The organism is Streptomyces erythrochromogenes (assembly GCF_036170895.1).
GTDB classification, from domain to species: Bacteria; Actinomycetota; Actinomycetes; order Streptomycetales; family Streptomycetaceae; genus Streptomyces; species Streptomyces erythrochromogenes.
Map to the genome: position 1 here is coordinate 7700142 of NZ_CP108036.1, position 13528 is coordinate 7713669.

13 protein-coding genes are annotated in these 13528 nt (G+C 73.5%); 9 read left to right on the forward strand and 4 right to left on the reverse strand.

From position 1 onward, the window contains the following. Positions 1-117: 117 nt before the first annotated feature. On the reverse strand, positions 118-813 hold the full coding sequence (locus tag OHA91_RS35265) for a TetR/AcrR family transcriptional regulator (RefSeq protein WP_051893792.1): 696 nt from the start codon (positions 811-813) through the stop codon (positions 118-120). Between the two features lie 128 nt (positions 814-941). Here OHA91_RS35265 and OHA91_RS35270 point away from each other — a divergent pair, with 128 nt between their 5' ends. The 7 genes from OHA91_RS35270 to OHA91_RS35300 all read left to right on the forward strand — a co-directional run bounded on the left by OHA91_RS35270 (position 942) and on the right by OHA91_RS35300 (position 9055). Further along, complete coding sequence (locus OHA91_RS35270; RefSeq protein WP_328740703.1) at positions 942-2624, forward strand: amidohydrolase; 1683 nt, start codon at positions 942-944, stop codon at positions 2622-2624. 99 nt (positions 2625-2723) lie between these two features. Beyond that, a complete protein-coding gene (locus tag OHA91_RS35275) occupies positions 2724-4400 on the forward strand; it encodes an ABC transporter substrate-binding protein (protein WP_328740704.1) in 1677 nt (558 codons plus the stop codon). Next, on the forward strand, positions 4370-5365 hold the full coding sequence (locus OHA91_RS35280) for an ABC transporter permease (protein WP_328740705.1): 996 nt from the start codon (positions 4370-4372) through the stop codon (positions 5363-5365). The genes OHA91_RS35275 and OHA91_RS35280 overlap by 31 nt, the downstream gene beginning before the upstream one ends. Further along, a complete protein-coding gene (locus OHA91_RS35285; protein WP_031157578.1) occupies positions 5362-6231 on the forward strand; it encodes an ABC transporter permease in 870 nt (289 codons plus the stop codon). Before OHA91_RS35280 ends, OHA91_RS35285 begins: the two co-directional genes overlap by 4 nt. Beyond that, complete coding sequence (locus tag OHA91_RS35290) at positions 6231-7250, forward strand: ABC transporter ATP-binding protein (protein ID WP_266505390.1); 1020 nt, start codon at positions 6231-6233, stop codon at positions 7248-7250. Before OHA91_RS35285 ends, OHA91_RS35290 begins: the two co-directional genes overlap by 1 nt. Beyond that, complete coding sequence (locus OHA91_RS35295) at positions 7247-8095, forward strand: ABC transporter ATP-binding protein (protein ID WP_328740706.1); 849 nt, start codon at positions 7247-7249, stop codon at positions 8093-8095. Before OHA91_RS35290 ends, OHA91_RS35295 begins: the two co-directional genes overlap by 4 nt. Before the next feature lie 165 nt (positions 8096-8260). Then, positions 8261-9055, forward strand: a complete 795-nt coding sequence (locus OHA91_RS35300) for a class I SAM-dependent methyltransferase (protein ID WP_328740707.1) — start codon at positions 8261-8263, stop codon at positions 9053-9055. 12 nt (positions 9056-9067) lie between these two features. On the opposite strand, the gene OHA91_RS35305 is transcribed toward OHA91_RS35300, so the two are convergent. Further along, positions 9068-10057: an NAD-dependent epimerase/dehydratase family protein gene (locus OHA91_RS35305; protein ID WP_328740708.1), complete on the reverse strand. Its 990-nt coding sequence runs from the start codon at positions 10055-10057 to the stop codon at positions 9068-9070. A gap of 78 nt (positions 10058-10135) precedes the next feature. Continuing rightward, positions 10136-10642, reverse strand: coding sequence for a GNAT family N-acetyltransferase (locus OHA91_RS35310; protein ID WP_328740709.1), 507 nt, complete (start codon positions 10640-10642; stop codon positions 10136-10138). A 162-nt stretch (positions 10643-10804) separates the two neighbouring features. Here OHA91_RS35310 and OHA91_RS35315 point away from each other — a divergent pair, with 162 nt between their 5' ends. Together OHA91_RS35315 and OHA91_RS35320 are read left to right on the forward strand one after the other, a co-directional pair. Continuing rightward, complete coding sequence (locus OHA91_RS35315) at positions 10805-12247, forward strand: L,D-transpeptidase (protein WP_328740711.1); 1443 nt, start codon at positions 10805-10807, stop codon at positions 12245-12247. 39 nt (positions 12248-12286) lie between these two features. Beyond that, positions 12287-12979 (forward strand): HAD family hydrolase, encoded by a 693-nt coding sequence (locus tag OHA91_RS35320; RefSeq protein ID WP_031157584.1) that lies wholly within the window; start codon positions 12287-12289, stop codon positions 12977-12979. Here OHA91_RS35320 and OHA91_RS35325 read toward each other — a convergent pair. Next, positions 12951-13517: a hypothetical protein gene (locus OHA91_RS35325; protein ID WP_328740712.1), complete on the reverse strand. Its 567-nt coding sequence runs from the start codon at positions 13515-13517 to the stop codon at positions 12951-12953. The two genes, OHA91_RS35320 and OHA91_RS35325, sit on opposite strands and share 29 nt — an antisense overlap. Positions 13518-13528: the final 11 nt, after the last annotated feature.

Here is a 13528-nt window from a genome sequence, read left to right on the forward strand (position 1 = left end):
CCCGGTGCCGCGACAGCCCGGGATCGCCAGGGTCCGCGGCGTCCGGGGCTGCCACCGTGCTTCGTCACCTCCAGCGTGCACCGCGGCCGTGACCACCGCACTCCGGACGGGCACCCCCTAAGGGGTGCGGAGGGTCTCGACCCGTTTCTCGATCGCGGTGATCAGCGCCTCGACCCGGGCCCGGTAGATCTCATCGTCCGTCACCTCGGCCAGCTGCGTGCTCAGTCGGGTGATGTTCGGGAACCCCTCGGCGTCGACCAGGCGGTATTCGCGGCTCCAGGAGGCCTCGTCGGCCGCCCGGATGTCCGGGTCGAACAACAGGTAGGCGGCGCGCTGGCCGACGTACGCGAGGAGCGAGTCGCCGACCATGCGGTAGTGGACGGCCGCCTCGGCGCCGTCGAGCCCGGCCTCCATCACGGCGCCCAGGATGAGCTCGACCACCCGGAACTCGTTCGGCCGCCGGGTGGTCCGGCTGGCCATGGTCGACCCGACCACCGGGTACTTCAGCGCGACCTCCAGCGAGCCGTCCGCGAGCGCCCGCAGCCGCCCCTTCCAGTCGAGGCCCTCGGGGATGCTGTCGAGGACCTCGCCCAGGGTGCGGTCGGCGACGGACAGCAGGAGTTCGTCCTTGTCGCGGAAGTGCCGGTAGATCGCCGTGGGGTCGGCGCCGAGCTCCTCGCCGAGGCGGCGGACGGTGAAGGCGTCCTCGCTGCCGCGGGCCGCGATGCGCAGGCTCGCCTCGATGATCGCGTCCGGTGTGAGCTGGCTGCCCGCGCGCTTGGACCGGGCTGGTGTGTCGGATGACTTCGGCATGGTGCGGTCAGTGTATCGATTTGGAACGGAGCGAGCGCAACACCGTTGACAACAATGTTGCGCTCCCGTTCACTCCTCCTCAACAAACAAGCCGTGCGGGTCCGCCCGCCGAGCCGGAGGATGCGTCGATGTCCAAGAACAGGCAGCGGGCCGACACCGTATTCGTGGGCGGAAAGGTGTTCACCGGGACCGGTCCGGCCCCGGTCGACGCCGCCGTCGCCGTGGCCGGCGGACGGATCCTCGCCGTCGCCGGCGAGAACGAGGTGCGCTCCCTCGCGGACACGGGCACCGAGGTGGTCGACCTGCGCGGCGGACTGCTCGCCCCCGGCTTCCAGGACGCGCACGTCCACCCGGTCGTGGCCGGCGTGCAGATGCTCGGCTGCGACCTGAGCGCGGAGCGCACCATCGACGGCTACCTCGCGGTCGTGGCCGGACACGCGCGGCGGCACCCCGGCGCGGAGTGGATCCGCGGCGGCGGCTGGTCCATGGACGCCTTCCCCGGAGGCACTCCGACGCGCACCATGCTCGACGCCGTGGTACCCGACCGGCCCGTGATGCTCACCAACCGGGACGGGCACGGAGCCTGGGCCAACACCCGCGCGTTCGAACTGTCCGGCGTCGACCGCACCACCCCGGACCCGGTCGACGGCCGGATCGAGCGCGAGCCGGACGGAACCCCGGCCGGCACCCTCCAGGAGGGCGCCATGGACCTCGTCGCCCGCCACGTGCCCATCGCCACGCCGGACGAGGCGCACGCCGGCCTCCTCGCCGCGCAGGAACACCTCTTCTCCCTGGGCGTGACCAGCTGGCAGGACGCCATGATCGGTGCGTTCCCCGGGAACCCCGACAACTACGACGTCTACCTGCGCGCCGCCCGCGAGGGCTCGCTGCGCGCCCGCGTCGTCGGCGCCCTGTGGTGGGACCGCGAACGCGGCCTGGAACAGATCCCCGAGCTGGAGGAACGCCGCCGCACCGGCCGGGCCGGCCGCTTCAACGCCACCAGCATCAAGATCATGCAGGACGGCATCGCGGAGAACTTCACGGCCGGCCTGCTGGAGCCCTACCTCGACCGCTGCGGCTGCGCCACGGCCAATTCGGGTCTGAGCTTCATCGACCCCGGGCTGCTCACCGAGGCCGTGACCCGGCTCGACCGCTCCGGCTTCCAGCTCCACTTCCACGCGCTCGGCGACCGCGCCGTGCGCGAGGTGCTCGACGCCCTCGCCGCGGCCCGTACCGCCAACGGGGCCAACGACAACCGCCACCACCTCGCCCACCTGCAACTCGTCCACCCCGACGACATCGGCAGGTTCGCCGCCCTGGGCGCCGCCGCCAACATCCAGGCGCTCTGGGCCGCCCACGAACCGCAGATGGACGAGCTCACCATCCCCTTCCTCGGACCCGAACGGGCCGCCCTCCAGTACCCGTTCGGTGACCTGCGACGAGCAGGCGCCCGCCTCGTCGCCGGCAGCGACTGGTCCGTCAGCAGCCCCAACCCCCTCTGGGGCATCCACGTGGCCGTCAACCGCGCCGTCCCCGTCGAGGACCTCGACCCGGTGCGGACCTGCGGACCCATGCCGCCGTTCTTCCCGGAGCAGGCCCTGACCCTCGCGCAGGCGCTGACCGCCTACACCGCGGGCAGCGCCTGGGTGAACCACCTCGACGACGTCACCGGCACCGTCGAGGCGGGCAAGTACGCCGACCTCGTCGTCCTCGACCGAGACCCCTTCGCCCACCCCGGGGAGGAGATCGCCGACACCCGCGTGCTGCGGACCTACCTCGACGGCGAACCCGTCTTCACCGCGAAGGACTGAACACCGCGCACCTGCCCGGCAGCCCCCGGGCAGTCACCGGCCGGCCCGCCACCGGCCGCGCACCCACCCCTCCATGCTCACCCCTCAGGGAGCCAGACGATGTCACCAGCCACATCGGGAACGCCGCTGCGCCGACGCAGCGCGATCCGCAACGCCGCGGCGGCCGCCCTCGCCGCCGGCATGCTGCTCGTCACCACCGCCTGCACCGGATCCGGCACCACCGGCCAGGGCAAGGGACCGGCCACCGCCTTCCAGCTCACCGACAAGACGCCCGCCGCCGTCGGCGACGTGGACTCGTTCACCTGGTCGATCTACGCGGAGCCGACCACCATCGACTACGCGCACGCCTACGACTTCCCGCCCAACCAGATCCTCGCCAACGTCTGCGAGAGCCTGCTGCGCTGGAACCCCGACCTGACGACCTCGCCGAACCTCGCGACCTCGTACACCAACCCCACCCCGACCACCTGGGTCTACCAGATCCGCCCCGGCGTCCGCTTCCACGACGGGACGACGCTCACCGCCGACGACGTCGTGGCCTCCCTGCGCCGCAACCTCGACCCGCAGACGGCGAGCGTCTGGGCCAACCCCTTCCGCAACGTCAAGTCGGTCGACCGCACCGGGCCGCTGGAGGTCACCGTCACCCTGACGCAGCCCGACTCCACCTTCAACAAGTACCTCGCCGCCGGCCCCGGCACCGTCGAGTCCGCCGCCACCCTCGCCAAGTCCGGCAACGACTACGGCAATCCGCAGACCGGAGTGAACTGCACCGGCCCCTTCTCCTTCGGCTCGTGGACCTCCGGCCAGTCGCTCACGCTCAAGCGCTTCGACGACTACTGGAACCCGGCGCTCAAGGCCAGGGCGGGCCAGGTGAAGTTCGTCTTCCTCGCCGACGCGACCACCCGCGTCAACGCCTTCCAGAGCGGCGAGGTCGACGGCGGCTGGATGGTCCCCGCGGACGCGTACGCCGGGCTGCGCGACACCGCGGCGGGAAAGCTCTACTTCGGCCGCAACACCACCGTCGCCGACGAGGTGGTCAGCAACCTCAAGGGCCCGCTGGGCGACGCCCGGGTGCGCCAGGCCCTCCTCATGGCCATCGACCGCGAGGGCATCCTCAAGGCCGGCGTCGGCGGCGTCGGGGAAGTCGCCCACTCGCTGGTCACCGACAACCTCTGGAACGACGCGCCCGCCGCGACCCGCGAGGCGATCCAGCGCGACCTCCCCCGCTACCCGTACGACCCCGCCAAGGCCAAGGCGCTCGCCGCCGAAGCCGGAGTGAACGGCCAGAAGGTCGTGATCGCGACGAGCCCGCTGGACTCCCAGACGACGATCATCACCCAGGCCGTCGTCCAGGCCGCCACGGCCATCGGCCTCAAGCCGCAGATCGACTCCGTCTCCGCCGAGAAGTACACGACGCTCTTCACCGACCCGGCCGCACGCGAGGGCATCGACCTCTTCCTGACCTTCTGGAACACCTCCATCACCGACCCGCTCGACATGTACGGGGTCCTGCGGACCGACGCGTTCAGCAACTACGGCGGCTGGTCCGACCCCGCCTTCGACGCGGCCGTCGACCGGGCCGTCGCCAGCTACGACCCCGTCGAGCACACCGCCGCCAACGCCGAGGCCCAGCGCATCGCCCTGCGCGAACTGCCCTGGCTGCCCCTGTACACCCAGCCCGTGAGCGTCTTCCTCGGCAAGCGGATCACCGGCGTCCAGCCCTCCATCGCCTACCTGTACTACCCGTGGGCCGCCGAGATCGGCGCGAGCGGATGACGGCCGCGGCGGCACGGGCCGCACGCGTCCTGCGCAGACTGGCCGGCATGGCGGCCACCCTGCTCGTCACCTCCTTCCTCGTCTTCGCCTCCCTGTTCCTGGCACCCGGCGACCCCGCCTCCTTCCTGGTGAAGGGGCGCAGCGCCGGGCCCGAGGAACTCGTCGAGATCCGCCGCCAGTACGGCTTCGACGAGCCGTTCCTCGTCCGGTACTGGCACTGGCTGGAGGGCGTCCTGCAGGGCGACCTGGGCCGCTCGTACCTCCTGCACCAGGACGTCGCCTCGGTCATCTGGTCGCGGCTGCCCGCGTCCCTGCTGCTGATCGGCGTATCGGCCCTGATGATCGCGGTCTTCGGGATCGGCTCCGGCATCGTCGGCGCCCTGCGCCGCGGATCGCGCACCGACCGCTCCCTGATGCTGCTGGTGACGGTGGGGGCCGCCGCGCCCGCCTTCGTCGCGGCCCTCCTGCTCCGGTCGGTACTGGGCGTGCAGCTGGGCTGGTTCCCGACCATCGGCAACGGAACCGGCCTCCTCGACCGGCTCCACCACGTCGTCCTCCCGGCCGCCGCCCTGTCCGTGACCTTCGTGGCGCTGGTGACCCGCGTGACCCGCTCCGCGATGCTCGACGAACTGCGCCGCGAGCACGTCGAGGTCGCCCTGAGCCGCGGAACACCCCGCCGGACCGTCATCCGGCGCCACGTCCTGCGCAACGCACTGGGCCCGATCGTGACGGTCTCCGCCCTCCTGGTGTCCGGCATGCTGGTCAGCACCGCGATCGTCGAGACCGCCTTCGGGATGTCCGGAGTGGGCTCCCTGCTCGTCCAGTCGGTGGACCAGCTCGACTTCCAGGTCGTCCAGGCGATCGTGCTGCTGGTCGTGGCCGCCTTCGTCGTGGTCAACGCCCTCGTGGACCTGGTGCACCCGCTGATCGATCCGCGCACGGCGGCGGCGGGGAGCGCACGATGAGCGCGAACACCGCACCGGCGGCCGGGGCCCGCCGCCCCCTGGCCCGGCTGCGCGTCCTCGGCGGCGGCCCGCTCCGGCAGGCCTGCCTGGCACTCCTGATCCTGTTCGTCCTGGTGGCATTGCTGGCGCCGTGGCTCACCCCCCACGACCCGACGTTCGGCAGGCTCGGCGACACCCTCCTCGGCCCGGGCCCCGACCACTGGCTGGGCACCGACCAGGGCGGCCGCGACACCCTCTCGGCCCTGATCGCCGGCACCCGCACCAGCCTCGCCGGACCCCTCGCCGTCGTGGTCTTCTCCACCGTCCTGGGCATCGCCGTCGGCCTGTTCACCGCCTGGCGCGGCGGCTGGATCGACGCCATGACCGGCCGGGTCCTCGACATCGTGTTCGCGTTCCCCGCACTGCTGCTCGCGATCCTCGCGGTGGCCCTCTTCGGCAAGGGGATGACCGCACCCGTCATCGCCATGGCCATCGCCTACATGCCGTACACCGCGCGCCTGGTGCGCGGCCTGGCGGTACAGGAGAAGGCCCGGCCCTACATCGCCGCATACCGGGTCCAGGGGCACTCCGCCCTGTTCGTGACGGTCCGCAGGATGCTCCCCAACATCGCCCCGACCCTGCTCGCCCAGTCGACGGTGAACTTCGGGTACGCCCTGCTCGACCTCGCCGCCCTCTCCTTCCTCGGGCTCGGCGTCCAGCCGCCGACCCCCGACTGGGGCGCCATGATCAACCAGGGCCAGGCCGCCGTCCTCCAGGGGCAGCCGCTGTCCGCGATCGCCCCGGCCGTGGCGGTCGTCCTGGTGGTCGTCGCCTTCAACGTCGTCGGGGAGAGCCTCGGCGACCGGCTCGCCGGGAGGGACTCCTGATGCCGCTGCTCGAATACGACGCGCTCAGCGTCACCCTGCCCGCCACGGCCCGGCCGATCCTGGACGGCATCGACCTGCGGGTCGGCGCCGGCGAAGTCGTCGCCCTCGTCGGCGAGTCCGGCTCGGGCAAGTCGGTCACCGCCCGCGCCGCCCTCGGCCTGTTCCCCGCCGGTGCCGACGTCACGGGCCAGGTGAGCGTCGCCGGCACCGGCCTCGTCGGCGCCGACGCCGCGAGCCTGCGCGACGTACGCACCGCCAAGGCCGCGATGATCTACCAGGATCCCCGCGCCGCCATCAACCCCGTACGCCGCGTGGGGGACTTCCTCACCGAGCCGCTGCGCCTGGCCCACGGCTGGTCCAGGACCCGGGCCGCGGCCCGGGCGGCCGAACTGCTCGACGCGGTCGGCCTGCCCGACCCTGCCCGGCACCTGAACCAGTACCCGCACGAGCTGTCCGGCGGCATGCTGCAGCGCGTGGTGATCGCCGCCGCCCTCACCACCGAACCACGGCTCCTGCTCTGCGACGAACCCACCACCGCCCTCGACGTCAGCACCCAGGCCGAGATCCTCGCCGTCCTGGGCCGGCTCCAGCGCGAACGCGGCCTCGGCCTGCTCCTGATCACCCACGACATCGAGCTCGCGGCCGCCGTCAGCGACCGGATCTACGTGATGTACGCGGGCAGGATCGTCGAGACGGGGCCCGTCGGAGAGCTCTTCGCCGCACCCCGCCACCCGTACACCGCGGGCCTGCTCGGCTCCTCCCCGCCCCTGCACGGTCCGCTCGCCCGCCTCACCCCCATCCCCGGCGCCCCCATGGGCCTCCTGGAGTCCGCCCCGGGATGCGCCTTCGCACCCCGCTGCCGGTTCGCCGAGCCGGGCCGCTGCGACCGGTCCGCACCCCGGCCGGAGCGGCACGGGCCGGCCGAGGTGTCCTGCCACCGCACCGCCGAACTGCCCTCGACCCGGGCGGAGCCGCCGTCTGGGGCGGCTTCCCTCGCGTCCTGCAAGGAGGACCGTTGACCACCGACCCCACCCCCGCACTCCTCGAGGTCAGCGGCCTGCGCAAGGCCTACCGCACGGGCGGCACCGAGGTCGTCGCCGTCGACGACCTCTCCTTCACCCTCCGGCCCGGCGGCGCCCTCGGTATCGTCGGCGAATCCGGATCCGGGAAGACCACCACCGCCAGAATGCTCATCGGCCTCGAACGCCCCGACGCGGGCCGGATCCTCGTACAGGGCCGGCCGCTGGCCGACTCCGTACGCGGGAAGACGGCGCGGCTGGCCCGGGCCAAGGCCGTTCAGATCGTCTTCCAGGACCCCTACCTCTCCCTGGACGCCCGGATGGGCATCGGCGCGACGATCGACGGCGTGCTGAGGCTGCACGGCTCCCGCGACCCCGCCGCCCGGGCGGCCCGGGTCCGGGAGCTGCTGGCCCAAGTGGGCCTGGGGGACCGGGAGGCGGCCGCCCTGCCCCGCCACCTCTCGGGCGGACAGCGCCAGCGCGCCGCGATCGCCCGGGCCCTCGCGGTCGAACCCGCCGTCCTCGTGCTCGACGAGGCGGTGTCCGCCCTCGACGTGTCCGTGCAGGCACAGGTCCTCAACCTGCTGGCGGACATCCGGCGCGACACCGGCATCGGGCTGGTCTTCGTCAGCCACGACCTTGCGGTGGTCCGCTACGTATGCGACGAGGCCCTCGTCATGTACCGGGGCCGGACACTGGAGCACCGCCCGGTCGCCGAACTCCTCGCCGAGCCCCGCGACCCGTACACCCGGCTGCTGCTGGCGTCGGTGCCCCGCCCGGGCTGGGACCCCGACTCGATCAGCTCGCGCCGGCGGGCCCTCGACCCGAAGCGCCTTCCGGCGTAGGCCGGGAAACGCCGGGCGAACGCCGTCGGAACGCCGGATGACGGGAGTACGGCGTCCCAGGGGGGTCGCGCAGGCATCCGTTCGGGGGATTCGGGGCGTCCGGCGCACCCGGAAGCCGGCCGCGTGCTCCACGATCGGCGGGTGCAACCCCGGAGGGAGGACCCCATGAGCACCCCGTTCGCGTCCGCCGCCCCCTACTACGCCCGCTACCGGCCCCCGTACCCGCGGGAGTTCCACACCCTGCTCGCGGACCGCTTCGCGCTCGACGGCTCCCAGACCGTTCTGGACCTCGGCGCCGGCCCCGGCACGCTCGGCCTGTCCGTGGCCCCCCTGGCCGACCACGTGTACGCCGTCGACCCGGAGCCGGCGATGCTCGCCGAGGGGGCCCGGCTCGCCGCGGACCGCGGCATCACGAACATCTCGTGGCTGCGCGGCGACGACGCCTGCATCACCCGGCTGTGCCTGCCCCGGATCGACCTGTGCGTCATCGGCAGGGCCTTCCGCCGGATGGACCGCGGGCGGGTGCTCGCCGACCTCGACGAGGTGCTCGCGCCCCGGGGCGGGGTCGCCGTGGTCGAGTCCCTGTACCGGCCCGGCGACCCGCGGGCGGCCTGGCTCACCGTGGTGGAGGAGGTACGCGAACGCTTCCTCGGACCCGGCCGGCCCGGGCAGTCCGGGCAGTCCGACCGGGACGACTGGGGTGAACTGGTCGACTGCCTTGCGAAGTCGCCGCTCTCCCGCGTCGAGACCCACCAGTGGGACCAGCCCGTCCGCCACACCGTGGACGAGGTGATCGGCCTCCAGCTCTCCTTCTCCTCGTCCGGCCCGGACCAGCTGGGCGACCGCATGGCCGCCTTCGAGACGGAGCTGCGCCGGGCCCTGCTCGACCACGACCCCCGCGGCACGTACGCCCGGACCCTCCGCATCGGGGCCGCCGTCGCCACCAGGCCCCGGCGCTGAATCCCGCCCGGCCTAGCGACCGAGCGCGGCGAGGAGTTCGCGTTCGCGGCCGGTGCTCAGGCCGGCCCGGCGGGAGCGGTCCAGGCCCTGGCCGCGCTCCCACTCCAAGAGGTCCGCGAGCATCTCCGCACGCGGCCGGTGCCGCAGCCCGGCCGCGCGCGCCGCGGCTCCGCTGCGGGCGCAGAAGCCCGCCCACTGCGGGTCCGGCATCCACATGGCCAGCGACTCCGGCCCCATGAACGGCGCGACCTCCCGGTCCAGGAGCCACTGCGGGTCAGCCTCCGCGACGTCCCCGGTGTGGCCACCCACGCGGCGCGACAGGTCGACCCACTCGTCGAACGGCACGACGGGCCCCACGGCGTCGAAGGTCCCGACCGTTCCCTCCTGCGCGAGGTCCAGCATCCAGCCCGCGAGATCGTGTACGTCCACCACCTGTGTCGGCAGGCCGGGGGAGTGCGGTACGAGCATGGGCTGGTCCACCGTGCGGGCGGCACGGGCCACCCAGTACCCCGAGCGCCCGGTGTGGTCTCCCGGACCGCCGATCAGGCCGGCCCGGGCGACGACGAGACGGTCGCCGACCGCCGCGCGCACCGCGGCCTCGCAGGCTACCTTGGCCTCCCCGTACTCCTCCCGCCCCACGTACTGTTGCTCGGTGGGCGCCAGGAGCGCCGCCGACTCGTCGGCGCCGACCGCGCCGTGGTCGGCGTAGGCGCTGACGGACGACACGTACGTCCAGTGCCGGGTCCGATCCGCCAGCGCCACGAGCGCGTCGCGGACGAACGCCGGCTGCCAGGACACCTCCAGCACGGCGTCCCAGTCGCGGTCCACGAGCCCGGCGTAGGCGGACCGGTCCTTCCGGTCGGCCGCCACCAGCCGCGCACCGGGCACCACTTCCCCGCTCTCGCCGCGCGCCAGGCACGTCACGTCGTGCCCGCGTCCCACCGCCTGCCGAGTGATCTCACGGCCCAGCCACGCGGTCCCGCCCAGTATCAGAAGATCCATCCGCCCACCCCAGCACACCGTCGCCGCGACCGCGACCCCGGTTCGCGGTCGGCGAAGGACGGAGGGCCCGCCCCGGCCTCACAGGTCGCGCCGCATGCACACGCGGGGCCACCGGTCCAGGCCGTGTGCGGTCTCGCGCGCGCGGATCTCCCGCAGGCCGGGAGTGAGCGCGTCCTCGCCGAGGGCGCGGAAGCCGCAGCGGAGGTAGTACGGGGCGTTCCACGGGACGTCGGTGAAGGTGGTGAGCGTCAGCGCGGGCACGCCCTCGCCCACCGCGATCGTCGCCAGGTGCTCCAGCAGGGACCTGCCGATGCCGCGGCGGGCGTGGTCCGGGTGCACGGACACCTGCTCGACGTGGAGGTTGCCCTCCACGCGTTCGGCGATCAGATAGGCGACCGGGGTGTCGGCCCCGTCCACCGCCACCCAGGCGAGCCCCGCCTCCCGGTAGGGGGCGAGCTCGCCGAGCGCCAGCGGCTCGTCGTCGGCGATCTCCGGCATGCCGATGTCCCGGAAGCAGCGCCCGGCTTCCCTCTCGATGTCCTGGAGGGCGGTCAGTTCGTCCGGATGTACCACGCGTACAGGCATGCGGTCATTGTCCGCACGGAGCCGCCCGGGGGCACGCGGGTTTCCGCGGTCCCGTCCGGTCGCGGCGGTGTGTGCTCCGTACGAGTTCACTTCCGGTGCCCGTTCGGCCCCAGGGGCGAGCACATGATCATCAGGTTGGCTCTCCATCGGTTTGATACGGCTATGCCACGAATGCGACGGACACAACCGACCAAGGCGTGGGGCGCGGTGGCTGCGGTGACGGGGGCCATGCTGGTCGTCGCCGCAGCGCCCGGCAGAGCGCCCGATGCGGACACCGCGGACGCGAAACCGGGGGGCCGCCCGCGGGAAGCGGCGGTCACCCTGCTGGTGGGGAGAGTGCTGGAGGGGGCCCACGGGGCCGGTGAAGGGCGGTGCGCGGCCCGGGTGTTCCGGCGCGGGCTGTGCGACGGCTGGCAGGAGCAGCGGGTACGGGCCACCACGCGCGGGGTGGGATCCGTACTCGCGGAGCCCGCCGTCGCCGACGCCGCCTGGGCGGAGGCGCTGCCCACCGACGCCGGCGGGCCCCTGGAGATCACGCTCACCGAACCGGGCCGCATCACGGACGTGACCGTGCACGACGGGCACGGCCGCCACCTCTCCGGTGAACTCGGCCCGCACGGTGACCGCTGGCTGAACACCGAGTCGCTGCGCGCGGGGGAGACGTACACCGTGCGGGTCGGCGCGCAGGACGCGGCCGGCAGCCCGGTCGGCGTGACCATGGCCTTCCGGACCGCGCCGCCCGCGGACGGGGGCAGGCTGACCGTCGAGTTCGGGCCGGGCCCCGGTACGTACGGAGCCGGGGAGATCGTGACGGCCGCCCTCAGCAGGCCCGTCCCCGCCGACGACCCCGTGGCGCGCGCCCGGCTGGAGCAGGCGCTGGAGGTGACCTCGGAGCCGCATGTGGAGGGCGCCTGGCACTGGGTCGACGGGTCGACCCTGCACTTCCGGCCCCGTACGTACTGGCCCGCGCACACGGTGGTGCGCGTCCGCAGCGGCCTCGACGGGGTCGAGGTCGGGGACCACGCCTACGGCGGTCCCTCCGAGGACCTGCAGTTCACCATCGGCGACCGGATCGAGGCCGTCACCGACTCCGCCACCCACCGGATGACCGTACGCCGCAACGGACGCGTCATCCGGACGATCCCGGTCACCACCGGCAAGGAGGGGTTCAGGACCCGCAGCGGCATCAAGGTCGTCCTGCGCAAGGAGTCCAAGGTCCGCATGCGCGGCGACACCGTCGGCATCAAGCGCGGCACCAAGGAGTTCTACGACCTGCCCGTCTCCTACGCGACACGGGTCACCTGGAGCGGCGAGTACATCCACGCCGCGCCCTGGTCGGTCGAGGCGCAGGGCGAGGAGAACGTCAGCCACGGCTGCACGGGCATGAGCACCGAGAACGCCGCCTGGTTCTTCGAGACGGTCCGCGAGGGCGACATCGTGGAGGTGGTCAACAGCGGCGGAGAGAAGATGGCCCCCTTCGACAACGGCTTCGGCGACTGGAACGTGGACTGGCGCAGCTGGCTGGCCGGCAGCGCGCTCGCCAAGCTGGACGCGGCCCCGCCCGCGTCACCGCCCACCCCGTCCCGCCTGCACCCCACCACCTGACCGGGGCAGCCGGCGCCCGGCCTGGCTTACGATCACCACATGATCAGAGGAGTGATGTTCGACTTCTCCGGCACGCTGCTGCGCATCGAGTCGACCGAGGACTGGCTCGGCGCGGGCCTGGCGGCGACCGGCATCCGGCTGTCCGACGAGGAGTTCCGCGAGACGGCGGGGCGGCTGACGGAGTACGGCGCCCTGCCGGGCGGCGGCGCGCCTCGGCGCATTCCCGCCCACCTCGAAGCCCTGTGGCGCGAACGGGACGTGAGTGCCGGTCAGCACCGGGCGGCCTACGGCGGCCTGGCGCTGGCGTCCGGCCTGCCGGCGCCGGAGCTGGCCGGGGCGCTCTACGACCGCCACATGAGCCCCGCCGCCTGGCGGCCCTACCCGGACACCGCACCGACGCTGCGCGAACTGCGGCGACGGGGCATCCCGGTGGCCGTGGTGAGCAACATCGGATGGGACCTGCGGCCGATCTTCCGCACGCACGGCCTGGACGAGCTGGTCGACGCCTACGTGCTCTCCTACGAGCTGGGCGTCCAGAAGCCCGACCCGCTGATCTTCCGGACCGCCTGCGACGCGCTCGGCCTGCCGCCCGCCGAGGTGCTGATGGTCGGCGACGACCGCACCGCGGACGGCGGCGCCGCGGCGCTCGGCTGCCCGGTGCACTTCGTCGACCACCGGCCGGTCGACCGGCGGCCGAACGGCCTCACACCGCTCCTGGACCTGCTGGGGTAGCCGCGGACCCCGGGTCGCCGTCGACGTTCCACCGGGAGGGCAGCGGCCCGTCGCAGAACACGCACACGAAGTCGTCCTCGCGCACGATGCCGAGCTCCCGGCAGGCGGGGCACCTGCGGAACACCACCTCGTGGGTGTACCCGCCCGGGTGCCCGATCCCGGCCGCGTCCAGCGCGTCCGCGACGGCCGCCCACGAGACGACGTCGGGGCAGTAGCCGGTCGACTGGTTGCTGACCTCGCCGACCGCCCACGCACCGGACGCCCGGGAGAACCCCATCTCACCGGCGGCAAGGACCGGTCCGCCGCCCGCACACACGACGTGCTCGCTGTGGCGCGGGGCGAGCCGCAGCACACCGGCGGTGTCGATGACGAACGTGAACGGCTCGGCGAACTCCCGCGCGGGCAGCGCCGAGACCCACGCCCCGAAATCCGCTGCCGACCGGATGCCCCGGCCCCCGCTCCCCGGCCGGACCAGTGCCAGGGGCCCGGCCGGCCCCACGTACCGGTAGGCCCGGTGGGGGCGCCCTCGTATACCCATGGGGGACACCG

Bases quoted from the DNA above. Each gene is read 5' to 3' on its own strand.
- OHA91_RS35285 (WP_031157578.1), top strand. From the start codon at position 5,362: ATGAGCGCGAACACCGCACCGGCGGCCGGGGCCCGCCGCCCCCTGGCC.
- OHA91_RS35305 (WP_328740708.1), bottom strand. From the start codon at position 10,057: ATGGATCTTCTGATACTGGGCGGGACCGCGTGGCTGGGCCGTGAGATC.
- OHA91_RS35265 (WP_051893792.1), bottom strand. From the start codon at position 813: ATGCCGAAGTCATCCGACACACCAGCCCGGTCCAAGCGCGCGGGCAGC.
- OHA91_RS35300 (WP_328740707.1), top strand. From the start codon at position 8,261: ATGAGCACCCCGTTCGCGTCCGCCGCCCCCTACTACGCCCGCTACCGG.
- OHA91_RS35325 (WP_328740712.1), bottom strand. From the start codon at position 13,517: ATGGGTATACGAGGGCGCCCCCACCGGGCCTACCGGTACGTGGGGCCG.
- OHA91_RS35275 (WP_328740704.1), top strand. From the start codon at position 2,724: ATGTCACCAGCCACATCGGGAACGCCGCTGCGCCGACGCAGCGCGATC.
- OHA91_RS35270 (WP_328740703.1), top strand. From the start codon at position 942: ATGTCCAAGAACAGGCAGCGGGCCGACACCGTATTCGTGGGCGGAAAG.
- OHA91_RS35290 (WP_266505390.1), top strand. From the start codon at position 6,231: ATGCCGCTGCTCGAATACGACGCGCTCAGCGTCACCCTGCCCGCCACG.
- OHA91_RS35315 (WP_328740711.1), top strand. From the start codon at position 10,805: ATGCCACGAATGCGACGGACACAACCGACCAAGGCGTGGGGCGCGGTG.
- OHA91_RS35310 (WP_328740709.1), bottom strand. From the start codon at position 10,642: ATGCCTGTACGCGTGGTACATCCGGACGAACTGACCGCCCTCCAGGAC.
- OHA91_RS35320 (WP_031157584.1), top strand. From the start codon at position 12,287: ATGATCAGAGGAGTGATGTTCGACTTCTCCGGCACGCTGCTGCGCATC.